Below are 15214 nucleotides of genomic sequence, written 5' to 3' on the forward strand. Positions count from 1 at the left end.
CCTGTTGTCGTGCCGGTTCTCAAAACTGAGCCTTGCCGAACTCATTGCCGATCGGTTCTCACTTTGGTGAGCCTTATCGAACATTGTGCTATTAGGCGCTACTTGGCCTTTTCGATAATCTCAACCACGCGGAAGTGCTTGGTTGCGGAGAGCGGACGGGTTTCCATGATGGAAACTAAATCGCCCTCGCGCACTTCGTTGGTCTCGTCATGCGCCTTAACACGCTTCGTGCGAGTAATGATCTTACCGTAAAGCGGGTGCTTGACCCGATTTTCGACCTCGATAACTACCGTCTTGTCCATCTTGTCCGAGACCACGTAGCCGCGAAGCACCTTACGGTGATTACGTTCCTGTGTTTCGCTCATCTTATGCCTCACTATTCAGCCGCGGGAGCGGTGCGAATGCCGAGCTCCCGCTCGCGCTTGATCGTGTAAATCCGAGCGATATCGCGACGGACTTCCTTCAGACGTCCCTGATCCTCAAGGCGGTGCGTCACCGCGGAAAAGCGGAGGTTGAACGCCTCCTTTTTGGAATCGCGAAGCTTCTCCAGAAGCTCGGCGTCCGTCATGGCATCGAGTTCTTCGGTGGTCAATCCCTTAGCCATTACTCAACCTCCTCGCGGGTAATGAAGCGGGTCTTGATCGGCAACTTGTGCTGCGCACGCGAAAGAGCTTCGCGCGCCAGGCCCTCGTCGACGCCCGACATTTCGAACATCACACGACCGGGCTTCACGTTGGCGATCCAGGTTTCCACGGGGCCCTTACCGGAACCCATACGAACACCGAGCGCCTTCTTCGTGAGCGGGCGATCCGGGAAAATATTGATCCAGATCTTGCCGCCACGCTTGACGTGACGAGTTGCAGCGATACGGGCCGCTTCAATCTGACGGTTGGTGATGTAGGCCGGCTCGAGCGCCATAATGCCGTACTCACCAAATGCCAATTCGGTACCGCCCTTGGACATTCCATGGCGATCCGGGCGATGCTGCTTACGCCACTTAGTACGACGGGGAATAAGCATTCCTAAGCCTCCGATCCGGTATTCTCAGCGGACTCGGCAGGAGCCTGCTGGGCTTCCTGAGCCTCCGGCTTCTGCGAACGGCGTCCGCCTCCGCGACGCGGATTGTTCGAACGGCGCGCGCCTCCGCGGCGATCGGACCGTCCGCCGCGTCCGCGCGGCGCCTCGGCGAGGCTACGGAAGTACTCGGAATCCGTCACGTCGCCGCGATAGATCCACACCTTCACACCAATGCGGCCGAAGGTGGTGCGAGCCTCGTAGAAGCCATAATCAATGTTTGCGCGCAGGGTGTGCAGCGGCACGCGCCCTTCGCGATAGAACTCCGAACGCGACATTTCCGCGCCGCCCAAGCGGCCCGAAACCTGCACGCGGATGCCCTTGACGCCAGCGCGCTCAGCGGACTGAATCGCCCGACGCATGGCACGGCGGAACGAAACGCGCGAAGCGAGCTGCTCGGCAACGCCCTGAGCAACGAGCTGCGCGTCGCCCTCGGCGTTCTTGACCTCGAGGATGTTGAGCTGCACGGCCTTGCCGGTGAGCTTCTCGAGATCAGCGCGCAGGCGATCTGCCTCCGCACCGCGCCGGCCGATCACGATACCCGGGCGAGCGGTGTGGATATCCACAACCACGCGCTCGGCGCGACGCTCGATGTTCACGCGAGAAATGCCCGCACGCTCGAGGGTCTTCGCGATCATTTCGCGGATCTTCACGTCTTCGATAACGAAGTCCGAGTAGCGCTGGCCTTCCTTGCTGGAGTCAGCAAACCACTTCGAACGGTGGTCGGTCGTAATGCCGAGACGGAACCCGATTGGGTTTACCTTCTGTCCCACTAGCGGGCCCTCCTCTGCTTCCTAGTCGTCTTCTTGGCCTTCGGTTTGTCGTCGGAAACGACGACGGTGATGTGGCTCGTGCGCTTCATAATCCGGTTCGCGCGGCCCTGGGCGCGCGGCTGGATGCGCTTCATGGTCGGACCCTCATCGGCATAAGCCTCGGTGATGTAGAGATCCTCTTCTTCGAAGCGCTCCCCCGCCTCATCGGCGTGGAAACGAGCGTTAGCCATGGCGGACTCGACGATCTTGCGAATCTGAACGGCCGCCTTCTGGGGTGCGAATTGCAGGGTGTCTAGCGCGTCAACTGCACGCTGCCCGCGGATAACATCCACGACGCGGCGAGCCTTCATCGGCGTGACGCGCACGAACCGCGCTTGCGCCTGTGCTTCCATGTGTCTGCCTTACTCTCTCTGGCACGCGCGCCTTAGCGGCGGCGTCCCTTCCGGTCGTCCTTGTCATGCCCGCGGAACGTACGAGTCGGAGCAAACTCCCCGAGCTTGTGTCCCACCATAGCCTCGGTGACGAACACCGGGACGTGCTTGCGGCCGTCATGTACGGCAAAGGTGTGGCCCAGGAAGTCAGGAGTAATCACAGACCGACGGGACCAGGTCTTAATAACGTTGCGGGTGTTCTTCTCGTTCTGCTCGTCAACCTTCTTCAGAAGGTGATCGTCAACGAAAGGACCCTTCTTCAAACTACGCGGCATCAGCAAAATCCTCTCTAGCGCTTCTTGCCGGTCTTGCGACGGCGCACGATGAGCTTGTCGCTGGCCTTGTTGGGACGGCGGGTGCGGCCTTCCTTCTGACCCCACGGGCTGACCGGGTGACGGCCGCCGGAGGTCTTACCTTCGCCACCACCGTGCGGGTGATCAACCGGGTTCATTACGACGCCGCGAACGGTCGGGCGAACGCCCTTCCAGCGCATGCGGCCAGCCTTGCCCCAGCTAATGTTGGCGTGATCGGCATTACCCACCTCACCAACGGTGGCGCGGCAACGCACGTCTACGTTACGAATTTCGCCGGAAGGCATACGCAGCTGAGCGTACTTACCCTCGCGCGCAACTAGCTGCACGGAGACGCCGGCCGAACGGGCGATCTTCGCGCCGCCGAGCGGGCGAAGCTCCACGTTGTGGACCGTGGTACCGAGCGGAATATTGCGCAACGGCAGGTTGTTGCCGGGCTTGATGTCCGCGTTGGGGCCGGTTTCGATAACGTCACCCTGAGCCACGCCGCGAGGCGCTACGATGTAGCGCTTCTCGCCATCGGCAAAGTGAAGGAGGGCAATACGCGCGGTGCGGTTCGGGTCGTACTCAATGTGAGCGACCTTGGCCGGCACGCCGTCCTTGTCCCAGCGGCGGAAATCGATGATGCGGTACTGGCGCTTGTGGCCACCGCCCTTGTGACGGGTCGTAATGCGACCCTGGTTGTTGCGACCGCCGGTCTTCTTCAGCGGACGAACGAGGGACTTCTCCGGAGTCGTTCTGGTGATCTCGGCGAAGTCGGCAACGCTCGCACCGCGACGACCCGGGGTCGTCGGCTTGTACTTACGAATTCCCATGAGTTCTTATCCTCAGCTTCTTGCGGCGCTACAGAACGTCGCCGTAGATGTCGATCGTGCCCTCGCGCAGCGTCACAATGGCGCGCTTGGTGTCCTTGCGGCGACCAATCCCATTGCGGGTGCGGCGAGTCTTGCCCTTGCGGTTCTGGGTGTTGACCGAAGCAACCTTCACATCGAAGATCTGCTCGATTGCCAGCTTGATTTCCGTCTTGTTCGCACGCGGATCCACGAAGAAGGTGTACTTGCCAATTTCCTCGGCAAGGGCGGTCTTCTCGGTGGTCAGCGGGGCAAGAATGACGTCGTGCGGATCCTTATTCCAGAATGTATCGCTCATTACTTCTTACCCTTCTGCGTGTACTTGTCAACGAAAGCGCTCAACGCGGTTTCGGTGAAAACAACGTCTTCCGAGTCGAGCACGTCGTAGCTATTGAGCTGATCAACGTACAGCGTGTGAACCTCGGGCAGGTTGCGAACCGAAAGCACCGCGGTGTCCTGATCGCGAGTGGTCACGACCAGCGCCCGGCGCCCTTCAGAAACCTTGCCCAGAAGCGACTTGGCACTCTTGGTGGAAGGAACGTCGTTCTCGGTGAATGCGGTAACCGCGTGAATGCGGCCGCCGCGAGCGCGATCCGAAAGAGACTGCAACAGCGCTGCCGCAATCATCTTCTTGGGGGTACGCTGAGCGTAAGAACGCGGCTGGGGACCGTGAACGGTGCCACCACCGGTGAACTGCGGAGCGCGGATCGAACCCTGACGGGCGCGACCGGTACCCTTCTGACGGAACGGCTTCTTGCCGCCGCCGCGCACTTCACCGCGCGTCTTGGTCTTGTGCGTACCCTGCCGAGCCGCCGCGAGTTGCGCGTTCACGACCTGGTGGAGCAGCGAAACGTTTACCTCAACGTCGAACAGTTCCGCCGGAAGAGTCGCGGTGCCCGCGGCCTTGCCGGAGAAATCGAGGACGTCAATCTTCTTGTCTGCCATCGCTTAGTTCCCCTTCACGGACGTGCGGACCACGACCGAGCCACCCTTAGAACCAGGAATGGCACCGACGACGAGGAGGAGGCCCTTCTCGACGTCAACGGCGTGGATGGACAGGTTCTGCACCGTCACGCGATTGCGACCCATGCGGCCGGCCATGCGAGTTCCGCGGAAAACGCGGGACGGCGTGGCGCACGCACCGATCGAACCGGGCTTGCGGTGGATCTTGTGAGCACCGTGGGCCTTGGGGCCACCGCGGAAGCCGTAACGCTTCATAACGCCGGCGAAGCCCTTACCCTTGGTGGTGCCGATAACGTCGACCGACTGACCGGCTTCGAACACGTCGGCGGTCAGTTCCTGACCAAGCTCATATTCAGCGGCGTCCGCGGTGCGGATCTCGGCCAGGTTCTTACGCGGGGAAACGCCCGCCTTTTCGAAATGGCCCGCCATCGGCTTGGTGACGTTCTTGGTCTTTTCATCGCCCGAGGCAAGCTGAACGGCTGAGTAGCCATCAACCTCGGGAGTGCGCACCTGGGTAACGACGTTCGTTCCAACGCGCACAACGGTGATCGGGATGAGACGGCCGTCTTCACCCCACGTCTGGGTCATGCCCAGCTTCGTGCCGAGCAGAGCCTTGACCGGCTTGCTGGCAGTAGCCTGCTTGGAGTTCATTGTCTTCTACCTCAGAGCTTGATTTCCACGTTGACGTCCGCCGGAAGATCGAGACGGCGGAGGCTGTCGATCGTCTTCAGAGTCGGATCAACGATGTCGATGAGGCGCTTATGCGTGCGCATCTCGAATTGCTCGCGCGAGTCCTTGTACTTGTGCGGCGAGCGGACGACGACGAACACGTTCTTTTCCGTCGGGAGCGGCACGGGGCCGACAACCTTCGCGCCGGTACGCGTGACCTCGTCGACGAGCTTCTTGGCTGCGCTGTCGATGACCTCGTGGTCATACGACTTCAGCCGAATGCGGATCTTCTGTCCCGCCATGGCGCGTCTACCTCTCTTTTTCCTCGGTGTCCCGGTACCAGCACTCGGGCGTGTCGTACGGAGGAAAACCGCTCAAGCCAGCCCTATGTGAGGTAAGAACACCAGTTATCATTCACATCAGCGCAAATCCTCATTGGATTCGCGTCCGATAAGCTTCACTCAGAAACGCGCGTGGCGTTTCAAGCAACTTGTCTAGTATGGCCGATTCAGAGCACTTTACGCAAGTGGAGCTGGCCATTAGTGGTGCGGAACTCACCACACTTGCCCTCTAAAACGAGAATCGCTGGGATTATCCACACGTCCCAGCGGTTCCCACAAAACACGGTACGCCTCCTCTATGCGGAGATGACGGACCGCGGGAATGACGTGGGTTTAATGAAGAAGCTAATGACTCCTCCCACCGCCATAGCGATACTCCCCATAAGGAGCAGTATTACACCCACTCCTACCCCGTCGGCCGCCGACGAAGCGACGGCGAGTAGCAGGCCGCTCACTCCGAGCGCGAAGAAACCGCCTGCAACAGCAAGAATGCTACCCGTGACCTGTAGCGAAGACTTTGACATAAAGCTTGTGATGGTCCCGAGTGTTGCCACCGCCAAACCAACTAAGAGCAAGAGCACCCCGATGAAAGCCGCCGGCGTCGAGGCACTACCGAACCAGGTGACGTTACCGTATTGCCATCCCACCGAATACACCGGCAATAAAACGCTAATAAACATAAGAAGTCCACCGACAGCGGAAATCATAAGCGGCCAGTTACGAGCCACATTAGCTTTGCGCCGCGGTGGTTGCGCGAAGTAACCATATCCTGGTAGCGCGTACTGGTGAGCGCTGGAATACGGCATACCCGGAGCCGCCGGTTGGTAGCCTGCTCCGCTCGAATTTCCCGGAAATCCCGGCTGCGGTTGTTGCCCGTTATTCGGCAAGTAACCACCCTGGGCACTGTTACCGTAACCATTGGGGGCAGGGTAATTATGATGCTGCTCCGACATTGTTTCTCCTTGAATTTTGCTAAAAGCTAGCCTTCATTCGATTTTAGACCACTCCAGCCTTGCCTCCCGCTAGTAGCCACGTGCTGGGCTGAGAAGAAACAGCACGAAGGCGAGGTCTCTCAGATTTTTAAAAGCGGCGTGCCCCGGTACATACCGGAGCACGCCGCTTGATTCAGAAGAATCTACTCTGGAAGTTGAACTACTTGATGATCTTGGTGACACGCCCTGAACCGACCGTGTGGCCACCCTCGCGGATAGCGAAGCCGAGGCCCTCTTCCATGGCGATCGGGTGAATGAGCTCAACCGACATCTCGGTGTTGTCGCCAGGCATAACCATCTCGGTGCCCTCGGGGAGGGTGATGGTGCCGGTGACGTCCGTGGTGCGGAAGTAGAACTGCGGACGGTAGTTGGTGAAGAACGGATTGTGACGGCCGCCTTCTTCCTTCTTCAGAACGTAGACCTGAGCCTCGAACTGGGTGTGCGGGTGGATCGAGCCCGGAATCGCAACGACCTGGCCGCGCTCAACGTCTTCGCGGTTGATGCCGCGCAGAAGAAGACCGCAGTTTTCGCCGGCTTCGGCGTAGTCCATCGACTTGTGGAACATCTCAATACCGGTAACGGTGGTCTTCTGAGCGTCGCGGATGCCGAGGATTTCAACTTCGGAGTTGATCGGTAGCTGACCACGCTCCACACGACCGGTCACAACGGTGCCACGGCCGGTAATGGTGAAGACGTCCTCAATCGGCATGAGGAAGGGCTTCTCGGTGTCGCGAACCGGATCATCAAAGTACTCGTCGACCTGGCCCATGAGCTCTTCAACAGCGCCAACCCACTTCTCGTCGCCTTCCAGCGCCTTGAGGGCGGAAACGCGCACGACGGGGAGGTCATCCCCCGGGTAGCCCTGGTCGGAGAGAAGCTCACGGGTCTCCATCTCCACGAGCTCGAGGAGCTCGTCGTCGTCGACCATATCCGACTTGTTGAGCGCAACGATGATCTGCGGCACGCCAACCTGGCGAGCGAGCAGGACGTGCTCACGAGTCTGAGCCATCGGGCCGTCGGTGGCCGCAACCACGAGGATCGCGCCGTCCATCTGAGCAGCACCGGTAATCATGTTCTTGATGTAATCGGCGTGACCGGGGGCGTCTACGTGAGCGTAGTGACGCTTCTCGGTCTGGTACTCAACGTGAGAAACGTTGATGGTAATACCACGCTGACGCTCTTCCGGAGCGTTGTCGACCTGATCGAACGGGGTGAACTCGTTCAGATCCGGGTACTTATCCGCGAGCACCTTGGTAATCGCGGCGGTCAACGTCGTCTTACCGTGATCGACGTGACCGATGGTGCCGATATTCATGTGCACCTTGGACTTATCGTACTTGGCCTTCGCCACTGGGCCCTCCTGGGACTCTAACTAAATTTACTTACAGCTTTGTGGACTGATGCTTGCGCACCCGCCCGTGTCGAATCAACAGTTCCCTATTGTAATCGAAAAGGGACGTTATTCGCCGTGGGCCTTCGCCACGATTTCGTCGGCTACCGCCTTCGGGACTTCCGCGTAGGATCCGGCCTGCATCGAGTAGACTGCGCGACCCTGGGTCTTCGAACGGAGATCACCAACGTAACCGAACATCTCGCTCAGCGGGACATCCGCGCGAATGATTTTCACACCGCGCGAATCTTCCATCGAACGAATCGTACCGCGCCGAGAGTTCAAATCGCCGATTACATCGCCCATGTACTCTTCGGGGGTGCGAACTTCCACATCCATAATGGGCTCCAGGAGAACAGGCTTGGCGCGCTTTGCGGCCTCCTTGAACACCTGGTTACCCGCGATCTTGAACGCAAGCTCGGAAGAGTCGACGTCGTGGTAGGCGCCGTCCTCGAGCGTAGCCTTCACACCTTCCACCGGGAAACCGGCGAGGATGCCGTTTTGCATGGCCTCCTGAATGCCTTCGTCCACCGACGGGATGTATTCCTTCGGAACGCGTCCACCCGTAACAGCGTTGACGAACTCGTAAGAATGTCCGTCTTCGGTGGCCTCCAGCGGCTCAATCGTCACAATGACGCGAGCGAACTGGCCCGAACCACCGGTCTGCTTCTTGTGGGTGTACTCGACCGATTCGACCTTCTTGCGGATCGTCTCTCGGTAGGCAACCATCGGCGCGCCGACGTTCGCGTCAACCTTGAACTCACGCTTCATGCGATCGACCAGAATGTCGAGGTGCAGCTCGCCCATACCGCCAATAACGGTCTGGCCGGTTTCTTCATCCTGGCGAACGGTGAAGGTCGGATCCTCTTCCGCAAGCTTCTGAATAGCGATGGAGAGCTTCTCCTGGTCGCCCTTCGACTTCGGCTCAATAGCCACGTGAATCACGGGCTCCGGGAACGTCATCGACTCGAGCACGATCGGGGCATCCTGAGCGCACAGCGTGTCGCCCGTGGTGGTGTCCTTCATACCAACGAACGCGTAGATGTGACCAGCGTGGGCAACTTCAACCGGGATTTCCTGGTTGGAGTGCATCTGGAACATCTTGCCGATGCGCTCCTTCTTACCCTTGATGGAGTTGAGAACCTGATCGCCCTGCGAAACCTTACCCGAGTAAACACGCACGTACGTGAGCTTGCCATAGAAGGGATGAACCGCAATCTTGAAGGCCAGAGCCGAGAACGGTTCCTTCTCCGTAGCGTGACGCTCGAGGTTCTCGCCCTCTTCCTCGTGGCCGGGCTTGAAGCCCTTCACGGCCTCGATATCAATCGGGGCCGGGAGGAAGTTGACGACGCCGTCGAGCAGGGGCTGGACGCCCTTGTTCTTGTAAGCCGAACCGGCGAAAACCGGGTAGATCTCGGAGGCGATGGTACGAATACGCACGCCCTTGATGATCTCTTCGGTGCTTAGCTCGCCGTCCTCGAGGTACTTCTCCATCAGGTCGTCATTCGCTTCCGCTGCGAGCTCCATGAGCTCGGAGCGATAAAGCTCGGCCTGATCCTGAAGCTCTGCCGGAATCTCCTCTTCTTCGACGATGGCGCCGAAGGTCGCGTTGCCGCTCGCATCCGTTTCGGGAAAGCGAATCGCCTTCATCGAAAGGACGTCGACGACGCCGGAAAGATCCGACTCCGCGCCGATCGGGAAGGTGACAACAGCCGGGGTAGCCTTGAGGCGATCGCGAATGGTCGACAGCGTGTACTCGAAGTCTGCACCGAGCTTGTCCATTTTGTTGACGAAGCAAATACGAGGAACGCCGTACTTATCAGCCTGACGCCACACGGTCTCAGACTGCGGCTCCACGCCTTCCTTACCGTCGAACACGGTAATGGCGCCGTCCAGCACACGTAGCGAACGCTCCACCTCAACGGTGAAGTCCACGTGACCGGGGGTGTCGATGATGTTGAACTGGTATCCCTTCCAGAAGGCGGTTACCGCGGCGGACGTAATCGTAATGCCGCGTTCCTTTTCCTGGGCCATCCAGTCCGTCGTCGACGCACCGTCGTGGGTTTCGCCAAGCTTGTGGTTGATGCCGGTGTAGAAGAGGACACGTTCGGTAGTAGTGGTTTTGCCGGCATCGATGTGTGCCATGATGCCGATGTTACGGACCTGCTTGAGGTCGGTAAGCGCTTTCACTTCTTGTGCCACGTTTGTTTAGCTCTCTCTTGTGTAACGGTGCCGCGCTCACACGCGGACCTCGTGATTACCAGCGGTAGTGAGCGAAAGCCTTGTTGGCTTCCGCCATACGGTGAGTATCCTCGCGGCGCTTCACAGCGGCACCCAGGCCGTTGGAGGCGTCGAGAATCTCGTTGAGGAGGCGATCCTGCATGGTGTGCTCGCGGCGCTGGCGCGCGTACTCAACGAGCCAACGCAACCCGAGCGCGGTGGCGCGGGTGGCGTGCACGGGAACAGGCACCTGGTAGGTGGCGCCACCAACACGGCGGGAACGAACCTCAAGCTGCGGCTTGATGTTGTCCAGCGCGCGTTTGAAGACGCTCAGCGCATCCTGGTCAGTCTTTTCTGCGGCGCCGGCGAGCGCACCGTAAACGATGGCCTGCGCCTTGGACTTCTTACCGTCAACCAGCACGATGTTCACGAGCTGGGTAACCAGCTGCGAATCGTAAACCGGATCCGGAATGATTTCACGCTTCTTGACGGGACCCTTACGAGGCATCCTTACTTCTCCTTCTTCACGCCGTAACGCGAGCGGGCCTGGTTTCGGCCACGCACGCCCTGCGTGTCGAGAGCGCCACGCACGATCTTGTAACGAACACCGGGGAGGTCCTTCACGCCGCCGCCGCGCACGAGCACAATCGAGTGCTCCTGCAGGTTGTGGCCTTCGCCAGGAATGTAGGCGGTTACCTCAATGCCGGTGGACAGGCGAACACGGGCCACCTTGCGCAGGGCCGAGTTCGGCTTCTTCGGGGTGGTTGTGAATACGCGGGTGCACACCCCTCGACGCTGCGGGCTCCCCTTGAGCGCCCGTCGCTTGGAGGCGCGCTTCTTCTTCGAGCGGCCCTCGCGGACCAACTGCTGAATAGTAGGCACTATTTCTCCTGTTTAGAAAATGAATATTTTGTGTTCGCCAAGTTGGTGGAACGCACACCGCTCATCCTCGGGAGTAAACCATTTTTCGCAAAACGGTTCACGAGATCCAACTCGCGAACTGGCAACCCTACCAAGATTAGCCGTTTGACTCTCCCACCGTCAAAGGTAATAGGGCCGCGGTGTCCGGTACCACAAGAAAAAGCGCCCCCTTCCGGCCCGGCCGAAAGGGGGAACGCCCTACTTGTCCTTTTCTGGTTGCCTATGACGCATCGCTAGGCGCTCCTGCCGAGCCCTAGAATGCGCCGTAGCCGGCACCCAGATCGAAGTAGTTGAAATCGCTGTAGCCGTAGGCATCGTCGAACGGATCAAGCATCTGAGCCGCAAAGCCGTTGTTCTTCTCGAACTCCACCTTCGCCTCCTGCGTGGGCTCAACGTCCACGTGCTTGAGCGCCTCGAAGCCGGTACCGGCCGGGATGAGCTTACCGAGGATAACGTTTTCCTTGAGGCCAGCCAACGGATCGGACTTGCCTTCCAGCGCCGCCTCGGTGAGAACTCGAGTGGTCTCCTGGAAGGAGGCCGCCGAGAGCCACGAATCGGTAGCCAGCGAAGCCTTGGTAATACCCATCAGCTCCGGACGCCCGGCCGCGGGCTTGCCACCCTCGGCCATCGCGGCGCGGTTCTCATCCTCGAAACGCGGAACCTCGACGAGCTCGCCCGGAAGCAAGTTCGTGGTGCCCGAATCGAGAACCGTCACGCGGCGCAACATCTGGCGCACAATAATTTCAATGTGCTTATCGTGGATATCCACGCCCTGGCTACGGTAAACGTCCTGCACCTCATTAACGATGTGCTCCTGGACCTTGCGGCGCCCGGAAATACGAAGCAACTTCTTCGGATCCACGGAGCCTTCAACCAGCTGCTGGCCAACGCTCACGCGCCCGCCCTCTTCCACGAAGAGCTTGGCGCGCTTGGATACCTGGTAGACCAAATCATCTTCGCCGTCGTCACGCACCACGATCAGGCGGCGCATGCGCTCACCATCTTCAATCTTGAGCGTGCCGGCAGCCTCCGCGATCGGTGCTTCGCCCTTCGGGGTACGCGCCTCAAAGAGTTCCTGTACACGCGGAAGACCCTGGGTGATGTCGTCCGCCGAAGCCGAACCACCGGTGTGGAACGTACGCATCGTCAGCTGGGTACCCGGCTCACCAATCGACTGGGCAGCAACAATACCAACCGCTTCGCCCAGGTCCACCAGCTGGCCGGTGGCCATGGAGCGGCCGTAGCACAGCGCGCAGGTACCGTGGCGAGCCTGGCAGGTGAGCACGGAGCGAATCTTCACTTCCGTCACGCCCGCCAGCAGAAGCTGATCGATCATATCGTCGCCGATATCCGAGCCGCCCTCGGCCAACACATTGCCGTCCTCATCGGTGATATCCGAGAGGAGGGTGCGAGCGTAAACCGAGGTGTCAAGGGTTTCCTCGCGCACGAGGATATCCTTCGGGGCCTTGAGCGAACCGTCCACCGGCTCCTCCAGCACGCGCTCTTCAAAACGAACCGGCCCTTCGGGCGCGTCCATCTCAATGTAAACGCGCTGACCGAACAGGCTGGCGGGAACCTCGCTACCGGCCGGGATCCGCTCCGCGATCTTCTTCGTCAAGCCGCGGCGGGTCTGGCAGTCGTACTCGTTGACGATAACGTCCTGCGAGACGTCCACCAGACGACGGGTCAGGTAACCGGAGTCCGCAGTACGAAGCGCGGTATCCGCCAGACCCTTACGAGCGCCATGGGTAGCCGAGAAGTATTCGAGAACCGACAGGCCCTCTCGGTAGGAGGCGATAATCGGACGGGGAATAATCGCACCGTTCGGGTCCGCCACCAGGCCACGCATACCGGCGATCTGGCGCATCTGCTCCCAGTTACCACGGGCACCGGAGGTAACCATCTGGTTCACGGTGTTATCCGGGGTAAAGTTCTTGCGCATCACCTTAGCGATATCGTCGGTGACCGTGGACCATAGATCCACCAGGTCACGGCGGCGATCCTCGTCCTCAATACGGCCGGTGAGGAACTGGTTTTCGATAACGGCGGCCTTCTTTTCGGCTTCCGCAATAATCGCCGGCTTCTCGTCAGGTACGACGACGTCGGACACCGCAATCGTCACGCCCGAACGGCCAGCCCAGTAGAAGCCGGTGTTCTTAATGGCGTCGAGCGAGGCGGCCACATCGCCCTTATCGTAACGCTCGGCCAAGCTATTAATGATCTTGCCGAGGGTCTTCTTGTCCACCACGTCATTCACGTACGGGAAGGAAGTGGGCAGGGCGTTATTGAAGATAGCGCGGCCAAGGGTCGTCTCCAGCACGTAAGGCGTGCCCGGGGTGTGATTCTCCGGAGCCTTCCAGCCCTGCGGAGGAACGACGTCGGCCTCAAAACGAATGTTGCACAAGGAATTGAGCGAGAGCTGACCCAGGTCATAGGCCATACGCGCCTCGGCCACCGAGGAAAACCAGTTCCCCGCGCCAGCCTTTCCATCACGCAAGCGAGTCAGACCGTAGATACCGATGATCATGTCCTGGGAGGGCATGGTAACCGGGCGGCCGTCGGACGGCTTGAGAATATTATTCGAGGAAAGCATGAGCACGCGGGCCTCGGCCTGCGCCTCCACCGAAAGCGGCAGGTGCACGGCCATCTGGTCACCGTCGAAGTCGGCGTTGAACGCGCCGCACACGAGCGGGTGGAGGCGAATTGCCTTACCTTCAACCAGCTGCGGCTCGAAGGCCTGAATACCCAGGCGGTGCAGGGTAGGCGCACGGTTGAGCAGTACCGGGTGCTCGCGAATAACCTCTTCGAGAACGTCCCACACCTGCCCGTCCTGGCGCTCGACCAGGCGCTTCGCCGCCTTGATGTTCTTGGCAATATCCAAATCCACCAGGCGCTTTTGCACGAAGGGCTTAAACAGCTCAAGGGCCATTACGGTCGGCAGACCGCACTGGTGAAGCTTGAGGGTCGGGCCCACCACGATAACGGAACGGCCCGAGTAGTCCACGCGCTTACCCAGCAGGTTCTGACGGAAACGACCCTGCTTGCCCTTGAGCATATCGGCCAGGGACTTCAGCGGACGGTTGCCCGCACCCTGCACCGGGCGTCCACGCCGGCCATTATCGAAGAGCGCGTCCACAGATTCCTGCAACATGCGCTTCTCGTTGTTGACCATAATCTCCGGCGCGTGCAGATCAAGCATGCGCTTAAGGCGGTTATTTCGGTTAATCACGCGGCGATACAGATCATTGAGATCGGAGGTCGCGAAGCGGCCGCCGTCGAGCTGCACCATCGGGCGCAAATCCGGCGGGATGACCGGAATCGCGTCCAGTACCATCGCCTCGGGCTTAGTACCCGAGCGCAAGAAGGCGTTGACGACCTTGATGCGCTTGAGAGCGCGAGCCTTCTTCTGAGCGGTGCCGGTTTCAATCTCCTCCACCAGCTTGTCGCGCTCAGCCTCCAAATCGAAGGTACGCAGGCGTGCCTGGATGGCCTCGGCACCGCGCGAAGCTTCGAAGTAATCGCCGTAGCGGGCTTCCATTTCGCGGTACAGATCCTCGTCACCTTCGAGGTCGCCCACCTTGAGCTTGCTGAAGCGATCCCACATGAGCTCCAGGCGCTCCAGCTCGCGATCGGACTTGCGGCGAATACGGCCCAGATCCGACTCACCGGCGCGCTTGATCTTGGCGCGCTCAGCGGCGTCGGCTCCGTCTGCCTCAGCATCGGCAAGCTCCTTTTCCAGCTCCTGCTGACGGGCTTCCAAATCGGCGTCGCGCTGCTTTTCGAGCGCCTTGCGCTCCAGCTCGTACTCGGATAGGAGGGTCGGCATATCCTCGCGGCGGGCTTCCTCATCAACGGAGGTCACCATATAGGCGGCGAAGTAAATAACCTTCTCCAAGTCCTTCGGAGCGATATCCATCAGGTAACCGAGGCGCGAAGGCACGCCCTTGAAGTACCAAATGTGGGTAACCGGAGCCGCCAGCTCGATATGAGCCATGCGCTCGCGGCGCACCTTGGAGCGGGTTACTTCCACTCCGCAACGCTCGCACACGATTCCCTTGAAGCGGGGACGCTTGTACTTACCGCAGGCGCACTCCCAATCGCGGGTAGGGCCAAAGATCTGCTCGCCGAAAAGGCCATCCTTTTCCGGCTTGAGCGTGCGGTAGTTAATGGTTTCTGGCTTCTTGACCTCGCCGTGAGACCACGAACGTACGTCATCAGACGTGGCAAGAGCAATTTTAATCTGGTCAAAACGATTGACGTCGAGCAAGATTCCTACTT

The 15214-nt window shown here is 59.9% G+C and carries 17 protein-coding genes; all 17 read right to left on the bottom strand.

Features of this window, described 5'->3' with window-relative positions; genetic code table 11:
- Nucleotides 1-98: 98 nt before the first annotated feature.
- The 17 genes from rpsQ to rpoC all read right to left on the bottom strand — a co-directional run bounded on the left by rpsQ (nt 99) and on the right by rpoC (nt 15203).
- Nucleotides 99-365, bottom strand: coding sequence for a 30S ribosomal protein S17 (gene rpsQ, locus BN2664_RS04030; protein ID WP_007001487.1), 267 nt, complete (start codon nt 363-365; stop codon nt 99-101).
- An 11-nt stretch (nt 366-376) separates the two neighbouring features.
- Entirely contained in the window at nt 377-604 is a 228-nt protein-coding gene (gene rpmC / locus BN2664_RS04035) for a 50S ribosomal protein L29 (protein ID WP_007001486.1), read from the bottom strand.
- The gene (rplP, locus tag BN2664_RS04040) at nt 604-1020 is read right to left on the bottom strand and encodes a 50S ribosomal protein L16 (protein WP_007001485.1); all 417 of its coding nucleotides are present in this window, start codon (nt 1018-1020) and stop codon (nt 604-606) included. The genes rpmC and rplP overlap by 1 nt, the downstream gene beginning before the upstream one ends.
- 2 nt (nt 1021-1022) lie before the next feature.
- Nucleotides 1023-1847, bottom strand: a complete 825-nt coding sequence (gene rpsC, locus BN2664_RS04045; RefSeq protein WP_007001484.1) for a 30S ribosomal protein S3 — start codon at nt 1845-1847, stop codon at nt 1023-1025.
- Nucleotides 1847-2239: a 50S ribosomal protein L22 gene (gene rplV / locus BN2664_RS04050; RefSeq protein ID WP_007001483.1), complete on the bottom strand. Its 393-nt coding sequence runs from the start codon at nt 2237-2239 to the stop codon at nt 1847-1849. The genes rpsC and rplV overlap by 1 nt, the downstream gene beginning before the upstream one ends.
- 32 nt (nt 2240-2271) lie before the next feature.
- A complete protein-coding gene (rpsS, locus tag BN2664_RS04055) occupies nt 2272-2553 on the bottom strand; it encodes a 30S ribosomal protein S19 (RefSeq protein WP_007001482.1) in 282 nt (93 codons plus the stop codon).
- 14 nt (nt 2554-2567) lie between these two features.
- Nucleotides 2568-3404: a 50S ribosomal protein L2 gene (gene rplB / locus BN2664_RS04060; RefSeq protein ID WP_007001481.1), complete on the bottom strand. Its 837-nt coding sequence runs from the start codon at nt 3402-3404 to the stop codon at nt 2568-2570.
- 28 nt (nt 3405-3432) lie between these two features.
- Nucleotides 3433-3738: a 50S ribosomal protein L23 gene (rplW, locus tag BN2664_RS04065; protein ID WP_007001480.1), complete on the bottom strand. Its 306-nt coding sequence runs from the start codon at nt 3736-3738 to the stop codon at nt 3433-3435.
- Nucleotides 3738-4385, bottom strand: a complete 648-nt coding sequence (rplD, locus tag BN2664_RS04070; RefSeq protein ID WP_007001479.1) for a 50S ribosomal protein L4 — start codon at nt 4383-4385, stop codon at nt 3738-3740. The genes rplW and rplD overlap by 1 nt, the downstream gene beginning before the upstream one ends.
- Before the next feature lie 3 nt (nt 4386-4388).
- Nucleotides 4389-5054, bottom strand: coding sequence for a 50S ribosomal protein L3 (gene rplC, locus BN2664_RS04075; protein WP_007001478.1), 666 nt, complete (start codon nt 5052-5054; stop codon nt 4389-4391).
- A gap of 11 nt (nt 5055-5065) precedes the next feature.
- Nucleotides 5066-5374 (bottom strand): 30S ribosomal protein S10, encoded by a 309-nt coding sequence (gene rpsJ, locus BN2664_RS04080; RefSeq protein ID WP_007001477.1) that lies wholly within the window; start codon nt 5372-5374, stop codon nt 5066-5068.
- A gap of 335 nt (nt 5375-5709) precedes the next feature.
- Entirely contained in the window at nt 5710-6366 is a 657-nt protein-coding gene (locus BN2664_RS04085) for a DUF3824 domain-containing protein (RefSeq protein ID WP_007001476.1), read from the bottom strand.
- 199 nt (nt 6367-6565) lie between these two features.
- Complete coding sequence (gene tuf / locus BN2664_RS04090) at nt 6566-7756, bottom strand: elongation factor Tu (RefSeq protein WP_007001475.1); 1191 nt, start codon at nt 7754-7756, stop codon at nt 6566-6568.
- A 108-nt stretch (nt 7757-7864) separates the two neighbouring features.
- On the bottom strand, nt 7865-9997 hold the full coding sequence (fusA, locus tag BN2664_RS04095) for an elongation factor G (RefSeq protein ID WP_007001474.1): 2133 nt from the start codon (nt 9995-9997) through the stop codon (nt 7865-7867).
- Nucleotides 9998-10052: 55 nt separating this feature from the next.
- On the bottom strand, nt 10053-10523 hold the full coding sequence (gene rpsG, locus BN2664_RS04100; protein ID WP_007001473.1) for a 30S ribosomal protein S7: 471 nt from the start codon (nt 10521-10523) through the stop codon (nt 10053-10055).
- A gap of 2 nt (nt 10524-10525) precedes the next feature.
- A complete protein-coding gene (rpsL, locus tag BN2664_RS04105) occupies nt 10526-10897 on the bottom strand; it encodes a 30S ribosomal protein S12 (RefSeq protein ID WP_007001472.1) in 372 nt (123 codons plus the stop codon).
- Nucleotides 10898-11189: 292 nt separating this feature from the next.
- Nucleotides 11190-15203, bottom strand: a complete 4014-nt coding sequence (gene rpoC, locus BN2664_RS04110; RefSeq protein WP_007001471.1) for a DNA-directed RNA polymerase subunit beta' — start codon at nt 15201-15203, stop codon at nt 11190-11192.
- Nucleotides 15204-15214: the final 11 nt, after the last annotated feature.

The organism is Actinobaculum massiliense (assembly GCF_001457435.1).
In the GTDB taxonomy this organism is placed as follows: domain Bacteria; phylum Actinomycetota; class Actinomycetes; order Actinomycetales; family Actinomycetaceae; genus Actinobaculum; species Actinobaculum massiliense.

Coding starts and splice junctions, on each gene's coding strand:
- rpsQ (WP_007001487.1), bottom strand. CDS start 365: ATGAGCGAAACACAGGAACGTAATCACCGTAAGGTGCTTCGCGGCTAC.
- rpmC (WP_007001486.1), bottom strand. CDS start 604: ATGGCTAAGGGATTGACCACCGAAGAACTCGATGCCATGACGGACGCC.
- rplP (WP_007001485.1), bottom strand. CDS start 1,020: ATGCTTATTCCCCGTCGTACTAAGTGGCGTAAGCAGCATCGCCCGGAT.
- rplV (WP_007001483.1), bottom strand. CDS start 2,239: ATGGAAGCACAGGCGCAAGCGCGGTTCGTGCGCGTCACGCCGATGAAG.
- rpsS (WP_007001482.1), bottom strand. CDS start 2,553: ATGCCGCGTAGTTTGAAGAAGGGTCCTTTCGTTGACGATCACCTTCTG.
- rplB (WP_007001481.1), bottom strand. CDS start 3,404: ATGGGAATTCGTAAGTACAAGCCGACGACCCCGGGTCGTCGCGGTGCG.
- rplW (WP_007001480.1), bottom strand. CDS start 3,738: ATGAGCGATACATTCTGGAATAAGGATCCGCACGACGTCATTCTTGCC.
- rplD (WP_007001479.1), bottom strand. CDS start 4,385: ATGGCAGACAAGAAGATTGACGTCCTCGATTTCTCCGGCAAGGCCGCG.
- rplC (WP_007001478.1), bottom strand. CDS start 5,054: ATGAACTCCAAGCAGGCTACTGCCAGCAAGCCGGTCAAGGCTCTGCTC.
- rpsJ (WP_007001477.1), bottom strand. CDS start 5,374: ATGGCGGGACAGAAGATCCGCATTCGGCTGAAGTCGTATGACCACGAG.
- BN2664_RS04085 (WP_007001476.1), bottom strand. CDS start 6,366: ATGTCGGAGCAGCATCATAATTACCCTGCCCCCAATGGTTACGGTAAC.
- rpsG (WP_007001473.1), bottom strand. CDS start 10,523: ATGCCTCGTAAGGGTCCCGTCAAGAAGCGTGAAATCATTCCGGATCCG.